The following is a 15083-nucleotide window of genomic DNA, read 5'->3' as shown; positions in this document are numbered from 1 at the left end:
TGAGCATAATGATAAAGTCAAAAAACTTTTGGTTGGGAGCTATACTACTCGCTTGTATTCCCATACTCATATTGGATATCAGCCTGCATTACATGTCATGGCAAAAAGAAGTCAGGGAGCAATTGATATACGCTGTTCAGAATGTTTACAATTTCAGCAAAGAACAGAAAGCTGAAATACTGGACAAAGCCTTTGAAAATAACAAGGTTTTAACATGGCTGATAGCCATAAAATCAGTGCTTTGCCTTGTTTTTTTATTTGTGGGTATTTACCTGTTAAGACTTTATGTTAAAAAGGAAAAGCCACCTGTTTTTAAACCAGTAATAACAGGTATAAGTCTTGGAATAGCTTTTTTGGCAATAAAGTTTTTGTGGACCTTAGAAATGAACAATGCACCCGGTGCCAGGTTTTTAACTATCAATGCTAATGAAACTTCATTTCAAAGCATTATCAGTAATAATTTTAAAGGTAAGGTAGTGTATGCTGATTTTTGGGGAACAACCTGTGGGCCATGTCTTGCTGAATTTGCCAATTTCACACATCCTTTAAAAGCAAAGTATAAATCAAATAATAACATTGCTTACTTATACATATCGCGCGGGAACAGATACATATGGAAACAGCAAATCGAAAAGTATCAGGTAGATGGTTATCATCTTTTCTTAGAAGATAAAGAATATGATAATTTGTACCATAACGCGCTGAATAATGATACTGCTACTGTGCTGATGCCCCATTATTTAATAGTTGATAAGGGCGGAAAGGTAGCCATTAAGGATGCCAGAAGTCCATCGGATAGAGATTTATTGTTTGCTCAACTAAATAAATATTTGGATGAACGTTAAATAAATATTGTCGAAGCAAAATAAAAATAGGCGCTATTGCACCTATTTTTATTTTGTCTTAGCTGAGTTTATAGAAGTAAACTTGGTTCAAACAATTACTTCAACAATCCTAACAGCCCCTCAATATCCAACCGCCTTGTGTACATGGTGAGTTCGCCGGCTTCATCTTTTGGCCAAAGTTCTTTAGGTCTGTCCCAGTACAGCTCAACACCATTTTGGTCAGGGTCATTCAAATATATCGCTTCTGATACACCATGATCTGAGGCCCCCGTGATCTGGTATTTTGCATCTATCAATCGTTGTAGCGCTACTGCCAGATCCTTGCGTTCAGGATACAGAATGGCGGTATGGAATAAACCGGGTGCATATTCAGGTGCGGGTGGCGCGCCTTTACTTTGCCAGGTATTTAATCCTATATGATGGTGATAACCACCCGCTGATATAAATGCAGCCTGATCGCCATACATCACCATTTTTTCAAAACCCAGTAAACCACAGTAAAAATCAAGCGAACGCTGCAGATCGCTCACCTTTAAATGTACGTGGCCTATACGCGTTTGGGCAGGTATTTTATATCCATTCATTATATTGCATGTTTAAACATCAAATTTACTTATAATTGCATTTACAATTGTTTAAGCATTGTAAAACAAGTTCGCGTAAATATGTAACACAAACCTAATCAACTTTAACAGCCATAAACCCATAACTAAAAATATTACCTTTGCAGCATGATTGTTAAATCGGCCGAATTTATTTGCAGCAATACCCAGATCTCAAAACTACCGCCACCAATAAAAGCGGAGTATGCTTTTATTGGGCGCTCAAACGTGGGCAAATCATCCCTTATTAATATGCTTACGGCAAAAAAAGGGTTGGCTAAAACATCGCAAACACCGGGCAAAACACAGCTCATTAATCATTTTTATATTAATGATAGCTGGTATATTGTTGATTTACCTGGCTATGGTTATGCAAGGGCATCAAAAACAAATAAAGCCAATTGGAGTAAATTTATCCACAGCTATCTGGATAAACGCGAAAGCCTGCAATGTGTAATGGTATTGATTGATAGCCGCCTTGAACCACAAAAGATAGACCTGGAATTTTGCAACTGGCTTGGAGAAAAAGGATTATCATTCGTGCTGATATTTACCAAGGCTGATAAGCAATCCTCGGTAAAAACCGATCAAAATATAGCTAAATTTAAGAAAGCCCTGTTGGCCACTTTTGAGGAAGCGCCACACTATTTTGTAACCTCATCAGAAACACAACTGGGCCGCGAAGAGATACTGGCTTTTATTGATAATATAAATAAGGATTTTGTAGTGCCACATTTTGAACCAAGAGATTAATATCAATGAAAAAATACCTTTCATTAGTAACGTTTACGCATACCATTTTTGCCATGCCATTTGCCATTATCGGCTTTTTTCTGGCAGTTACCACCACACAGCACCGGTTCGACTGGCAAAAACTGGTTTTAATGATATTATGCATGGTATTTGCCCGTAACTCGGCCATGGCATTTAATCGCTATCTGGACAGGGATATTGACGCGCAAAACCCCCGCACCAAACAGCGTGATATCCCATCGGGCCGTATCAGCGCCCCGGCGGCTTTAACCTTTACATTAATTAACTGCGCGCTGTTTATTGTAGCTACCTGGTTCATAAATCCATTATGCTTTTACTTGTCGCCGGTTGCTTTGTTTGTTGTGCTGGGCTACAGCGCTACCAAACGGTTTACGGCACTTTGCCATTTGGTTTTAGGTCTGGGATTATCGCTGGCCCCTATTGGTGCTTATCTGGTAGTAACCGGTGCCTTCGCGTTAACACCTTTATTTTTCTCGCTTTCAGTTTTATGCTGGGTAAGCGGCTTTGATATTATTTATGCCCTGCAGGATGAGGATTTTGACCGCGATAAAAACCTGCACTCCATTCCTGCTTATATGGGTAAAGTAAATGCTTTAAGATTATCTACCTTTTTACATGTGCTATCGGCATTGTTCATCATGATGCCGGTATTTTTTACGCATGTTGGCTTTTTGTATTATATAGGTATCGTATTTTTCTGCGCTATGCTCATTTATCAGCACCTGCTGGTAAAGCCAAACGATCTGAGCAGGGTAAATTTTGCCTTCATGACCACCAACGGTATTGCCAGTGTAGTATTTGCCGTATTGTTTTTGTTGGACAGGGTATGGATACACTAACCGCACTCAATAAATTCAGAGAACACGCGGAATCATTTGTTCCGCTTAATGAAGCGGAATGGCAGGCTTTGGTACCCCTGCTGGAAATAAGTACCCTCAAAAAAAAGAAGAACTTTGCCGAGCCGGGTAAAGTATGTAACCATATAGCGCTTATTGTACAAGGATCTGTCAGGTTTTTTCATATAAAAGATGGTGAAGAAATTACAGGTTACTTCTGTTTCGAAAATGAATTTACAAGCTCATATAAAAGTTTCTTAACCCGCCAGCCATCTATTAATTACATACAAGCCCTTGAAGATGCTCAATTTGTTAGCCTGAGCTATAACAGTATGCAAAAGGCTTATGCCGATAAACTGATAGGTTATAAAATGGAACGTTTAGGCAGGCTGATAGCCGAACATTACCTGATCTGTTACGAAGACCGAGTAACCTCATTTGTAACCCAAACTCCCGAAGAACGTTACAATAAACTACTGGAAACCGGCGGCGAAATTTTACAACGCATCCCGCAACATTATATAGCCAATTTTTTAGGGATAACCCCCGTTTCGCTATCACGCATCCGTCGCAGGATCATGAAGATAAGTGCATAGGATAGAAATTCTAAAAAGTTTGTCACTCTGAGGAACGAAGAGTCTATTATGGAATATGCTCTGCTCAGAATAGATTCTTCGTTCCTCAGAATGACAGGTTATTACTTGTTCTAAATCCCAAATCGAACATCCGAATTCCGAAATCCGTTTTTCTTATCTTTTGTTAACGTTTTGACTTACAAAGCCCTCCTACCTTTGTTATACACAAAACAAGAAAACATATGCATACTATATTAGGAGCCGGCGGCCCGGTGGCCAACGCCCTCACACAGGAATTAATAAACGCTAACCAAACCGTTCGTTTAGTTAGCCGCAAACCTGTACAAACAACTGCAGCCAACGTAACCTGGCAAAAAGCCGACCTATTAAACTACGACGAAGTTTTATCCGCAGCCAAGGGGTCAACAGTAATTTATCTTGTTGCCGGGCTGGTTTATGATGCTGCCATATGGAAGCAGCAGTGGCCTGTAATTATGAAAAATGTAATAAACGTAACCAAAGCAACCGGTGCAAGGCTGATATTTTTTGATAATGTTTACATGTACGGCCTGGTTAACGGCGCCATGACTGAGGATACGCCCTATAAACCCAGCAGTGTTAAAGGCGAGATCCGCGCGGGTATTGCCAACATGCTGATGGATGAAGTAAAAGCCGGAAACATTCGCGCTACTATTGCACGGGCTCCTGATTTTTATGGTACCGACTCCACCAACAGCTTTATAGATATGATGGTGTTAAGCAACTACGCTAAAAAGAAACCGGCCCAATGGATTGGGGATCCTGATAAAAAACATAATTATATATACATTCCTGATGCCGGTAAGGCCGTGTTCCTGCTTGGTCAAAATCCCGATAGTGATAATCAGATATGGCACCTGCCCACAGCTCCGGCCATAACAGGCAGGCAGTTTCTTGATATCGCGGCAAACACATACCAAATTAAACCCAAATTCATGCGTATACGTAAATTCATGCTCTGGATTTTTGGTCTGTTCAAGAAAGTGATCATGGGCACTGTAGAAATGTATTACCAGTTTGATCATGATTATATTTTTGACAGCAGCAAATTTGAAAAGGCCTTCAACTTTAAACCAACCAGTTATGCGGATGGACTAAAGCACATGTCGCAAACTTTTTATAAACCGATTTAGTTGGTTTAGTCCATAAATGGAAAAAGTCCGGGAGATGTAATTTTACAAATTCCGGGCTTTTTCACTTTTATTTATTTGCACATCTGCATCCATAATCTGCACATTTGCATATATGCACATCTGCACATTAAACAAATTATGATCCACAAAAAAACAAGAACATATATCCCGGCTACGCTTGATATTAAATGGGAAAACCTGGAACCAATTTACAAAGAACTGCTTAACCGCTCCATTAACTCAGTTGAAGAACTGGAAAAATGGCTGCATGACAAAAGCGAACTGGAAGCCGCTTTAGAAGAAGACTTTGCCTGGCGTTACATCCGCATGACCTGCGACACCACCAGCGAAGAGCTATTGCAAAACTTCCAATATTTTGCTACCGAAATTGAGCCTAAAATTGCTCCTTATGGCAACGAGCTTAATAAAAAGCTGGTAGCCAGTAAATGGGTTGATAAGCTGGATGGTAAAAAATACTTCATCTTTTTGCGTGCCGTTAAAAAAGCCCTCGAACTATTCAGGGAAGAGAACATCCCGGTACAAACTGAGATACAGGTTGAACAACAAAAATACCAGTCAATCACCGGCGCTATGTCGGTTCATATTGACGATAAGGAGTTTACATTAGAACAAGCTTCCGTATTTTTAAAAGGCACTGACCGCGCCAAACGCCAGGAGGTTTGGGAAAAGATAACAGCCCGCCGCCTGCAGGATAAAGATCAGCTTGATGAGCTTTTTGATCATTTGCGTAAATTAAGACATACCGTTGCCCTGAATGCCAAGTTTGAAAACTTTAGGGATTATATGTTCCAGGCATTGGGCCGTTTTGATTATACCCCGCAGGACTGTTACGCCTTTCACGAGGCTATTGAAAAAGAAATAGTACCCATACTGCATGAACAGGCCGAAAAACGTAAAAAGGCACTTGACCTGCCTGTGCTAAAACCATGGGATATGGATGTTGATATATCAGGTAAACCGGCTTTAAAACCCTTTAACAATGGCAACGAACTGATAGAAAAATCCATCCAGTGTTTCAGCAATATTAACCGCTATTTAGGTGAGCGTTTGGAGATCATGAAGGATAACAACCTTTTTGATGTGGAGAGCCGCAAAGGTAAAGCGCCTGGCGGATATAACTATCCATTGTCAGAAACCGGTGCTCCCTTTATTTTCATGAACTCTGCCAATACCTTCCGTGACCTCACCACTATGGTACACGAAGGTGGGCACGCGGTGCATACTTTTTTAACTGCCGACCTGGAGCTGAACGATTTTAAACATTGCCCATCAGAAGTCGCGGAGCTGGCCTCTATGTCGATGGAGTTGATATCGATGGATAACTGGGATGTATTTTTTGATAATGAAGAAGACCTGAAACGCGCCAAACGCGACCAGCTATTTGATGTATTAAAAACCCTGCCCTGGGTAGCTGTGGTTGACCAGTTTCAGCATTGGATATATACCAACCCCAACCATACTGACGAAGATCGTAAAACAGCCTGGATGGAAATTTACGAGCCATTTGGGGCGGGCTTTGTTGATTGGAGCGAACATCCTGATGCCGAAGCTAACCTTTGGCAAAAACAATTGCATATTTTTGAAGTTCCGTTTTATTACATAGAGTATGGTATGGCCCAGTTAGGCGCTATAGCCGTATGGAAAAACTATAAGGAAAACCCGGAGAAAGGTCTGCGGCAGTACCTTGATGCATTAAAGCTTGGCTACACCAAAACCATTAAAGAAATTTACGAAACAGCGGGTATCAAGTTTGATTTCAGCGCCGCTTATGTGAAAGAACTGGCCGAGTTTGTAAAAGCCGAAATGGATAAAATAGGATAACGATTTTCTTATATACGTAAGATTATAAATTGACAGGGCGTCATGCAAAACAAGTTCGGCATGACGTCCTTTTAATCCCCCGCTTTCTGTATTCCCACAGACAGTCATTAAAAAGCAAAGGTTATGAACCAGGCAGTAAACTTCTTTTGGACCATACTCTGCTTTATCCCGGTTATTGCTTACTGGTTTGCTGCCAACTCTTTATTATGGTGCTTTATTTTTATTGGCATTAGTGTAGTAAGCCAATTTCTTCCTGTCAGTCAAATGCAATTAAGCCGCAACCCCAGATTTTATGAAAACTTTGGTGTTAAGTTCGTACGTAAATTTGTGCAAAATGGCGAATTCATAAACCGCCTGAGCAGGAAGGCTAAACCCAATTACCGGATAATTAAAAGCAAAGCTAACGCAGTGCAATACATGAAAACTATTATGATGTATGAACGATATCACTTCATATGCTTTGTTTTTTTCTCGTTAACCGCTATATATGCGTTAATAACCAGTCATTATACGCTTTCCGTGCTCGTAATTATCGCTAATATCATCTATAATATTTACCCTATCCTGCTGCAGCAATACAACAGGGCAAGGGTATCAAAACTGATGAAATAAAACGCTTTTGATATTATTTATCACAGGATAGCATTAACTTAAGAAACTTAAGAAACTTAAGAGATATCACTCCTTACCTCGCGATAACAGATTTTTTAACACTCATTTTTAAAGCTTCAATATATCTGATTATCAATATTATACTCCAGAATTAAAATTCACTATTAACTAATTTTTAAAACTAATTGCTCTTTCACAGGTTTAAATATCTATGAAAAAGATCATTTTAAGTTTAACTTTTATATTATTTACCGTTACAGCCTTTAGTCAAAAACTTAAGCCGGTAAAGATTGATAGTCTTGTTACTGTTTCGCTACCGCCAAATTTCCAGAAGAAAGATACTTTAAGTCAGCAAATATATTCCGGGAATGGTGCTTTTGGGTTTATGATAGTCTTACGCGCTAAAAATCCAGTCAACAATACACCCTTAAACAAAGAAAAAGACCTCAACAAGGTACTTCAAACCTATATTGATGGCATTCAGAAACAATCAGGTAAAGGCAGCGTAATGAACCCGCGCGATACCATTATTGGTAAACTGGAAGCTAAGGTATTTACGCTAAGGGTTGATAACACAGGTTCAACCGGCGAACCCGTACAACTAAGACAATTTATATTGCTTTACACGCAGGAAGCTACTTACACCTTTCAATATTATTATGAAGAACAACGTAAAGATTTGGTTAAAGATGAGTTAAAGATGTTTACAAGCTCCATTAAACTGGCGCCTGATCTGAAACGTAATGATCAGTATGTTTCTAACGCCAAGGGTTTATCAACACCGGTCAAAATTGGCATTTATGGCGGCGGACCACTCATCATACTCATTATAATATTTGCAATGATCCGTAGAAAAAAGAAACAAGCTGCTTAATTCCTATTTTAATCGTCATGCCGAACTCGTTTCGGCATCCCACTTGCAAGGTTGTACAACATGGCGGTCAACTTGTCCTGAGAGATCCTGAAACAAGTTCAGGATGACTTGACAACTTAATTATAATTATTTTTTGAGGGAACCTATTAACCCCGTGTTCCATTTGCCGGTATGTATAAATTGTTTACTATCAAGCCAGCTTAACCAGAACACGGTGGTTATAACCCCTATCACTGATCCAGCCATTACATCCTCAAAAAAATGCTGGCTCAAATACATTCTTGAATAACCCACTAAAATGGCGATTAATAAAGCTGGTATCCCCCAGCCTTTATTTTTGCATAAATAAGTAATTACCACAGCCGCCGAAAATGCGGTAACAGAGTGCCCGGATGGGAAACTATGCACACTCCATACCTGAACATCTTTAACAAAGTGTATTTCACTAAGCCGGTGACTAAAATATAACCTGGGGCGCGGTGCGTCAAAAATTCGTTTTAATATTTGAGCCGTTATACTGGTTACAGCAAAACCAGAAACCAGCAGTAAAGCCTTGCGGTAACTGAATAAAGCTATTATAGCCGATAAAATAACTACGGTTAGCCCTTCGCCAACATCGGTAATATAAGGCATAATGGCGTCGGCCCATGAACTGTTTAGTCTATTTACAGCAAAGTATATGGTTTCGCGGCTGTAAAGCAATTTAACAATTAAACATGCGCACAACACTATCAGATAAAGGATAAAGAACGGCCTGATCCTGTACAAAACATCTTTTATCCCTATCTTCATGGTGCAAAATAAGCATATACTTATTCAATGCAAAAAAATGATTATGTTTGAATTGAGTTAGATTAATTAATTAAATTGAATGTCGAAAAGTATATTTCGTAAGAAATCTGTAGCAAAAATATTACATGATGTTGAATGTGGATTTAGTGATAGTGAACACCCGGGCACAGCATCATCGCAACTCAAAAAAGAACTAAATGTTAAAGACCTGACACTGATGGGCATTGCTGCCGTTGTAGGTGCGGGCATATTTTCAACCATCGGCGAAGCTTCATTTCACGGCGGACCAGCAGTTTCCCTTTTATTTGTAGTTACAGCAATAACCTGCGGGTTTTCGGCACTTTGCTATGCCGAGTTTGCCTCGCGCATACCTGTTGCGGGCAGTGCCTACACCTATGCTTATGCCTCATTTGGTGAGTTAATTGCCTGGATAATAGGTTGGGATCTTTTAATGGAATACGCTATAGGTAACATTGCTGTGGCCATTTCATGGAGCGAATATTTTGTTAACCTGCTCGAGGGCTTCAATATCCATCTGCCCAAATACCTGAGCATGGACTATGTTTCGGCATTAAGGGGCCATGAGCAGGTACAAGCCGCTGGCAGCCAGTTAGCCGAAATCAGCGACAGGGTAAAGGCAGCAGCACTGGCCTGGAATACCGCGCCTGGTATTGGAAACTTTAAGCTGATAGCTAACCTGCCTGCTTTGGGTATCGTATTTATCATCACCTATCTTGTTTATATAGGCATCCGCGAAACAAAAAAGGCAACTAACGCCATGGTTATTTTAAAGGTAGTAATTGTTATAGCGGTTATTATTATTGGCTTTTTTTACGTAACACCTGCCAACTGGCACCCCTTTATGCCTAATGGCTTTAGCGGGGTAATGAAGGGAGTATCAGGTGTGTTTTTTGCTTATATAGGTTTTGATGCCATATCAACCACTGCCGAAGAATGCGAAAAACCACAAAGGGACCTGCCACGCGGTATGATTTATTCATTGATCATTTGTACTGTGCTTTATATACTGATAGCCCTGGTGCTTACCGGTATGGTAAGCTATAAAGATCTTCAGGTTGGCGATCCGCTTGCGTTTGTATTTGCCAAAGTAGGGCTGCATAATATAAGCTATATCATTTCTATCAGCGCGGTTATTGCCACGGCAAGTGTTTTATTGATATTTCAGTTAGGGCAGCCGCGTATCTGGATGAGTATGAGCCGCGATGGCTTGCTGCCTAAAGCATTTTCACGTATTCACCCTAAATTTCACACACCGGCATTTGCTACCGTTGTTACCGGCTTTGTGGTGGCCATACCTGCATTATTCATGAACCTTACCGAGGTTACCGACCTAACCAGCATAGGCACCCTGTTTGCATTTGTACTGGTATGCGGTGGTGTACTTTTACTCCCGCGTGAGGCTGCACAAGCTGGTCGTTTTCATTTACCGTATGTTAACGGGAAAATAATTGTGCCCCTGATAACGCTCATCATTTTAGGTTCATGCGTTTACTTTAAGCCGGCTCCGCAGGTTGAAATGATGCAGTTTAAAAAGATAAAAGACAAATCGGTAATAATTGACGGATTGGATGCTGCGGATAATGTGGCTTTGTTAAGTACTTGCAACGCGCTGTACGGCAAACAAACCACAATCAAACCTGATGCTATAACCCAATATTTCAAGGATCTGGAGGAAGATAAATTTAACACGGCACTAAGAGCTACTCCCACCATCAACGATGCTAAAAAGTACACTTTAGGCATTTATGGCTTTCTTTACAACTTCCCCAATTATCTTTTCTTTATCCTGATCATCGTTATTAGTATTTATAGTTTTATCAAAAACTTTTCGCTGATCCCGGTACTGGGTTTAATGAGTTGCTTTTACCTGATGACCGAGCTTGGGTATACCAATTGGTTAAGGTTTTTAATATGGCTGGTTATAGGCTTGGTTATTTACTTTAGCTACAGCTATAAAAATAGTGTACTGGGCCGGGAGGTAAAAACTGCTCAATAGTGTATCATGTGGATATGTCCGATATGTGACCGCGAATTTGCAATTACCAACCAGGTTCACTCCTGCCGTGAGCGTAACCTGGGCGATTTTTTACAAGGGAAATCAGCACATACGGTTGAACTGTTTGATTATTTTATCACCGAATATCTGGAGATAGCGCCCGTAAAAGTATATCCAACCAAAAGCATGATAGCCCTGGCAGCAAGGGTAAATTTTGCTTATGTTACCCAATTAGGCAAAAACTTTATTGATGTGGTATTTCCCTTTAATGAGATCTATGACGATAACCTTTGCTTCACCAAAATAAAGACCGTACCAGGCACTAACGATCATAACCATTACTTCAGGATGTATCTTAAAGAAGATCTTAATGATGAGGTTAAAAAGTACATGAAAATGGCTTACGAAAAAGGGAAATAATCACCTAAGAACCGTCATGCTGAACGCAGTGAAGCATCTAATTGCCAACATGCAAATATTAGGAGCGCATGTGATGCGCCTCTACGTTCTAATTGTAGAGACACATCACATGTGTCTCCCAGCTTTAAATGATCTATTCCGGATAGGTTTTATGCTTTTTTTTACCCGTAAGCCACTGTTGCGCCTTCCAGGTTAAATAGGCCGAACCTACGCCTACAACAGCCCCACCCAAAACATCACTGGGGTAATGCACCCCAAGGTACATGCGTGAATATCCTACCGCGCCAGCATATAAAAACGAAGGAGCAATTACATACCATTTAGGCACAGCCAAACTTAATGAAGTGGCGGCCGCAAAGGCAAATGACGTATGTCCTGACGGGAATGACGGATCGGTTGGGCCTGGGGATTCTTTAAGGGTTATATCACCGGGATGGGCAATATATGGACGCGTACGGTTAAATACTTTTTTTAAAATATAAGTTGAACCACCAGCAACGATCAGCGAGGCCCCCGCCTGTAAACCGTTTATTTTAAGATCATCGTCATGATTTATGAAGCCGGCTATGAGTAAACCCGCGGGTACCGCGGCATCAATATAAATGGCTTTTTTGGTAATAAATCTCCAGGTTTTATCAGCTCCCGGACTAACAGGCCCGTTGATGCCTTTCAGAATATCGAGGTCGGGCCCCTGGGCAAACAGACTTGTAGTAAAAAGTAATGCCCAAAAAGTTAATTTTATTTTTTTCTTCACAGCGCTTATTTCCAAACGCGGTAAAGATCAAAAAACATTCTGTAGTAATACTGTATTAATATTGGCTTAACAAAAGAAAATTATCATGAAGGGCATAAAGTAAAGTAAAAGCCTTACAAAGTTTAAAACTTCGTAAGGCTCTATAGTAACGCTCTAAATCATATGCAGGGCTATGAATAGATCCTTCGCTACAGCTCAGGATGACAATATGAATGATGAGCTTTTAATTTACCCGGTGTATCTCTATGGCTTCAGGAATAGATAGCATCAGCGGAACCTTTTCAACAGTAACAAAGCTCAGATCGAGGCCAAAACCGCGTTCCTCTGACAAACTTACTTTTTTAAGCTGCACATAAAAATCCATGATGAACCGCTCGTAAAACGACAGGCTATGTGAGCGCGATAACACTTTTTCAATCACCACAAACCTAAAATCGCCAACTATCTTGTGCTTGTTTAATGATTTATAGTGACTCGTGATATCAACTTCGCCCCTTTTCACCAGGTCCTCAACTACTTTTCTAAACAACAGATTTATTTGCTGCTCAACCCTAAACCCTAATTTAAAATCAATCCTGATCACCTTGTTCGGCACCAACGATTCAACCTCATATTCACGTTTGTAAGGCTCATCAACCACATCAACGTGTACCAACCAATATACATCGGCACGTTTAGGTTGTTTTTGCAATATGGAGTAAACTATTTTCGATTCAATTTCGGAATTAAAATTAGCGCTTGTTAAATAAACCAGCTGCGAGGCGTATTTAGGTACAGTTTCATCAGCACTTAGCTCTTTTAAAATATCAAAGTAATCATCAATGGCAACAAACTTCACATAACGGTTTCTGATCTTACGGGCGGTATGCCATGTCCACATTACGGTGAACAACAAAAAGCCTATTGATAAAGTAAACCAGCCGCCATGCACAAATTTAACCAGGTTACCTGCAAGGAAAGTGCCCTCAATGATGAGGTAAATAATTAAAAATGCAGTGATAATATAGGTGGGTACTTTTTTACGCTTCAAAAATTTGGAGACCAGTATGGTGGTCATGAGCATGGCCACCGTTATACTTAAACCATAGGCCGCCTCCATCTTATCTGAATGACGGAATATAAGCACCACGCCTAAACAGCCCGCCCAAAGTATCCAGTTAACGCTGGGTACATACAACTGTCCTTTTTGCTCCGATGGATAATTGATACGTACTTTTGGCCATAGGTTTAACCTAACCGCTTCGGCAATAAGTGTAAATGACCCTGATATAAGCGCCTGGCTTGCTATTACAGCAGCTACCGTGGCAATACCTATACCAAATATCAGGAACCACCCCGGCATGATCTTATAAAAAGGGTTATTAATGTTCAGATTGATAATACTGCCATTGCGCTGCAATAACCAAACTGCCTGCCCCAGGTAATTTAATATCAAACAGCTTTTAACGTATATCCAGCTGATGCGGATGTTATCCTTACCGCAATGGCCCAGGTCAGAGTATAAAGCTTCGGCCCCGGTAGTACATAAAAATACCGCACCCAGTATAATAAATGCGCTGCCGCTTGAACTGGAACTCAGCAATTCATAAGCGTAATAAGGATTTAAAGCCCTTACAATACCCGGTGAAAGTATAATATAACTTATACCCAGTACCCCCATCATGGTAAACCATATAAACATAATAGGTCCAAAAGCCTTACCTACCAGCGACGTTCCAAACTGCTGAATAATAAAGAGAACGGTTATAATAGCCATTACAATTTTTACAGTGGGTAGGTTTGGATAATAGGTTTGCAAACCTTCAATGGCTGATGATATGGTGATAGGCGGGGTAATTATACCATCGGCAAGCAAGGCGCATCCTCCAACAACAGCAGGCACAATAAGCCATTTTGCCTTACGGCGCACTAAGGAGAATAGCGAAAAAATACCACCCTCACCTTTGTTATCAGCTCGTAAGGTAATTACTACATATTTTAAAGTGGTTTGTAGTGTAAGTGTCCAGAAGATTAGGGATACTCCTCCTAATATTAATGTTTCAGAAATCCTTTGCTGGCCAACTATAGCCTTAAATACGTATAGTGGGGAGGTACCAATATCACCGTAAATTATTCCTAAACTGATAAGCAGGCCGGCAGCCGACAGTTTTTGCAGATCTTTATGGTTTGACACTTTTATATTTTAAAAGCTGCAAAAATATTAAATTTTTTGGTTAAACTTAAATAATCATTAAACGTATAACTGAAAAAGGAGTCTAAACTGTAAAACAGACAGATTTTGTTAAAATTTGTTAAAAAGTTTTAGAAAGACATCATTTTTTTAATAGATGAGGGCTTTATTTATACTTTTGTAAGCGAGACTAAAAAATGAGGCGAAACATTACTTATTCTTTTATTTACACTTATACGTGGTTCATACTAATTGCGATGGTAATTTTTATGAACTTTGCCTTTGCGTCTGAAATTAAAACTCATCACTCTAAAAGCGATACTACCTATCTGCGTGTTTCAAAGGGTAAATCTACAAAACCGTCTTATTTAAAAAACGGCTTGCATTTGGTACTGCCACCATTAAAGCCGGCGGTAACATCAAGTGTAAAGGTAAGTGTGTCTCACCCCGAAGACAAATTACTTAATGACGTGCAATTATACCCTAACCCGGTTACCGATCAAATCAATTTAAAATACTCTATATCACGCAATACCAATGTCACCATTAAAATAATGGATGTATTGGGTAATGATATTACCACTTTGTTTTCGCAAAGGGTTGACTCCGGCGATCATAACATCAACTACCCCATCAACAACAAATTGAGCCGCGGCTTTTATTTTGTACGGGTGGTAGCTGGTACCGAATCAGTTATAAAACGCATCTCGGTACTATAACTCTATTTACTTTAGTAAAAATGCTTTGACAGTTTACATCTGTTTAAACAAACCAAGCTATTTTTTTAGCTTTGGCGTT

General features: G+C 40.0%; 15 protein-coding genes. 11 read left to right on the top strand and 4 right to left on the bottom strand.

The genetic code is table 11. The features are described 5' to 3' along the window. Positions 1–8: 8 nt before the first annotated feature. Positions 9–845 (top strand): TlpA family protein disulfide reductase, encoded by an 837-nt coding sequence (locus M2273_RS06675; RefSeq protein ID WP_429394546.1) that lies wholly within the window; start codon positions 9–11, stop codon positions 843–845. A 95-nt stretch (positions 846–940) separates the two neighbouring features. Here M2273_RS06675 and M2273_RS06670 read toward each other — a convergent pair whose 3' ends face one another. Continuing rightward, on the bottom strand, positions 941–1429 hold the full coding sequence (locus M2273_RS06670) for a VOC family protein (RefSeq protein WP_429394543.1): 489 nt from the start codon (positions 1427–1429) through the stop codon (positions 941–943). A gap of 147 nt (positions 1430–1576) precedes the next feature. Between M2273_RS06670 and yihA the strand changes: the two genes are divergently transcribed. The 7 genes from yihA (at position 1577) to M2273_RS06635 (ending at position 8132) form a co-directional block, all read left to right on the top strand. Then, positions 1577–2200 carry a ribosome biogenesis GTP-binding protein YihA/YsxC gene (gene yihA, locus M2273_RS06665; protein ID WP_429394541.1) on the top strand — a complete coding sequence of 208 codons (624 nt, stop codon included), beginning with the start codon at positions 1577–1579 and terminating at the stop codon, positions 2198–2200. Positions 2201–2205: 5 nt separating this feature from the next. Continuing rightward, positions 2206–3060 carry a UbiA-like polyprenyltransferase gene (locus M2273_RS06660; RefSeq protein ID WP_429394538.1) on the top strand — a complete coding sequence of 285 codons (855 nt, stop codon included), beginning with the start codon at positions 2206–2208 and terminating at the stop codon, positions 3058–3060. After that, positions 3048–3653: a Crp/Fnr family transcriptional regulator gene (locus M2273_RS06655; protein ID WP_429394536.1), complete on the top strand. Its 606-nt coding sequence runs from the start codon at positions 3048–3050 to the stop codon at positions 3651–3653. Before M2273_RS06660 ends, M2273_RS06655 begins: the two co-directional genes overlap by 13 nt. 221 nt (positions 3654–3874) lie before the next feature. After that, the gene (locus M2273_RS06650) at positions 3875–4804 is read left to right on the top strand and encodes an NAD-dependent epimerase/dehydratase family protein (RefSeq protein WP_429394534.1); all 930 of its coding nucleotides are present in this window, start codon (positions 3875–3877) and stop codon (positions 4802–4804) included. 138 nt (positions 4805–4942) lie between these two features. After that, entirely contained in the window at positions 4943–6646 is a 1704-nt protein-coding gene (locus tag M2273_RS06645) for a M3 family oligoendopeptidase (RefSeq protein ID WP_429394533.1), read from the top strand. A gap of 123 nt (positions 6647–6769) precedes the next feature. Next, positions 6770–7258 carry a hypothetical protein gene (locus M2273_RS06640; protein ID WP_429394531.1) on the top strand — a complete coding sequence of 163 codons (489 nt, stop codon included), beginning with the start codon at positions 6770–6772 and terminating at the stop codon, positions 7256–7258. A 211-nt stretch (positions 7259–7469) separates the two neighbouring features. Further along, positions 7470–8132: a hypothetical protein gene (locus M2273_RS06635; protein ID WP_429394528.1), complete on the top strand. Its 663-nt coding sequence runs from the start codon at positions 7470–7472 to the stop codon at positions 8130–8132. A gap of 126 nt (positions 8133–8258) precedes the next feature. Here the strand turns inward: M2273_RS06635 and M2273_RS06630 are convergent, their stop codons facing one another. Further along, positions 8259–8924, bottom strand: a complete 666-nt coding sequence (locus tag M2273_RS06630; protein WP_429394526.1) for a phosphatase PAP2 family protein — start codon at positions 8922–8924, stop codon at positions 8259–8261. Positions 8925–9003: 79 nt separating this feature from the next. Between M2273_RS06630 and M2273_RS06625 the strand changes: the two genes are divergently transcribed. Both M2273_RS06625 and M2273_RS06620 read left to right on the top strand, forming a co-directional pair. Beyond that, positions 9004–10941, top strand: coding sequence for an amino acid permease (locus tag M2273_RS06625; protein WP_429394523.1), 1938 nt, complete (start codon positions 9004–9006; stop codon positions 10939–10941). 6 nt (positions 10942–10947) lie between these two features. After that, positions 10948–11361: a DUF5655 domain-containing protein gene (locus M2273_RS06620; RefSeq protein WP_429394520.1), complete on the top strand. Its 414-nt coding sequence runs from the start codon at positions 10948–10950 to the stop codon at positions 11359–11361. Between the two features lie 133 nt (positions 11362–11494). Here the strand turns inward: M2273_RS06620 and M2273_RS06615 are convergent, their stop codons facing one another. After that, the gene (locus tag M2273_RS06615; protein WP_429394518.1) at positions 11495–12115 is read right to left on the bottom strand and encodes a phosphatase PAP2 family protein; all 621 of its coding nucleotides are present in this window, start codon (positions 12113–12115) and stop codon (positions 11495–11497) included. A gap of 223 nt (positions 12116–12338) precedes the next feature. Then, positions 12339–14288 (bottom strand): KUP/HAK/KT family potassium transporter, encoded by a 1950-nt coding sequence (locus M2273_RS06610; RefSeq protein WP_429394515.1) that lies wholly within the window; start codon positions 14286–14288, stop codon positions 12339–12341. Positions 14289–14554: 266 nt separating this feature from the next. Here M2273_RS06610 and M2273_RS06605 point away from each other — a divergent pair, with 266 nt between their 5' ends. Further along, positions 14555–15004 (top strand): T9SS type A sorting domain-containing protein, encoded by a 450-nt coding sequence (locus M2273_RS06605; RefSeq protein WP_429394512.1) that lies wholly within the window; start codon positions 14555–14557, stop codon positions 15002–15004. Positions 15005–15083 lie beyond the last annotated feature (79 nt).

The sequence above is a fragment of the Mucilaginibacter lappiensis genome (genome assembly GCF_050433765.1).
In the GTDB taxonomy this organism is placed as follows: domain Bacteria; phylum Bacteroidota; class Bacteroidia; order Sphingobacteriales; family Sphingobacteriaceae; genus Mucilaginibacter; species Mucilaginibacter lappiensis_A.
Note: the sequence above shows the minus strand (reverse complement) of the source record. Positions and strands in the feature narration are given on the sequence as shown.

Excerpts from the sequence above, each read along its gene's own strand:
- M2273_RS06675 (WP_429394546.1), top strand. The coding sequence starts at position 9 with ATGATAAAGTCAAAAAACTTTTGGTTGGGAGCTATACTACTCGCTTGT.
- M2273_RS06670 (WP_429394543.1), bottom strand. The coding sequence starts at position 1,429 with ATGAATGGATATAAAATACCTGCCCAAACGCGTATAGGCCACGTACAT.
- yihA (WP_429394541.1), top strand. The coding sequence starts at position 1,577 with ATGATTGTTAAATCGGCCGAATTTATTTGCAGCAATACCCAGATCTCA.
- M2273_RS06660 (WP_429394538.1), top strand. The coding sequence starts at position 2,206 with ATGAAAAAATACCTTTCATTAGTAACGTTTACGCATACCATTTTTGCC.
- M2273_RS06655 (WP_429394536.1), top strand. The coding sequence starts at position 3,048 with ATGGATACACTAACCGCACTCAATAAATTCAGAGAACACGCGGAATCA.
- M2273_RS06650 (WP_429394534.1), top strand. The coding sequence starts at position 3,875 with ATGCATACTATATTAGGAGCCGGCGGCCCGGTGGCCAACGCCCTCACA.
- M2273_RS06645 (WP_429394533.1), top strand. The coding sequence starts at position 4,943 with ATGATCCACAAAAAAACAAGAACATATATCCCGGCTACGCTTGATATT.
- M2273_RS06640 (WP_429394531.1), top strand. The coding sequence starts at position 6,770 with ATGAACCAGGCAGTAAACTTCTTTTGGACCATACTCTGCTTTATCCCG.
- M2273_RS06635 (WP_429394528.1), top strand. The coding sequence starts at position 7,470 with ATGAAAAAGATCATTTTAAGTTTAACTTTTATATTATTTACCGTTACA.
- M2273_RS06630 (WP_429394526.1), bottom strand. The coding sequence starts at position 8,924 with ATGAAGATAGGGATAAAAGATGTTTTGTACAGGATCAGGCCGTTCTTT.
- M2273_RS06625 (WP_429394523.1), top strand. The coding sequence starts at position 9,004 with ATGTCGAAAAGTATATTTCGTAAGAAATCTGTAGCAAAAATATTACAT.
- M2273_RS06620 (WP_429394520.1), top strand. The coding sequence starts at position 10,948 with ATGTGGATATGTCCGATATGTGACCGCGAATTTGCAATTACCAACCAG.
- M2273_RS06605 (WP_429394512.1), top strand. The coding sequence starts at position 14,555 with ATGAACTTTGCCTTTGCGTCTGAAATTAAAACTCATCACTCTAAAAGC.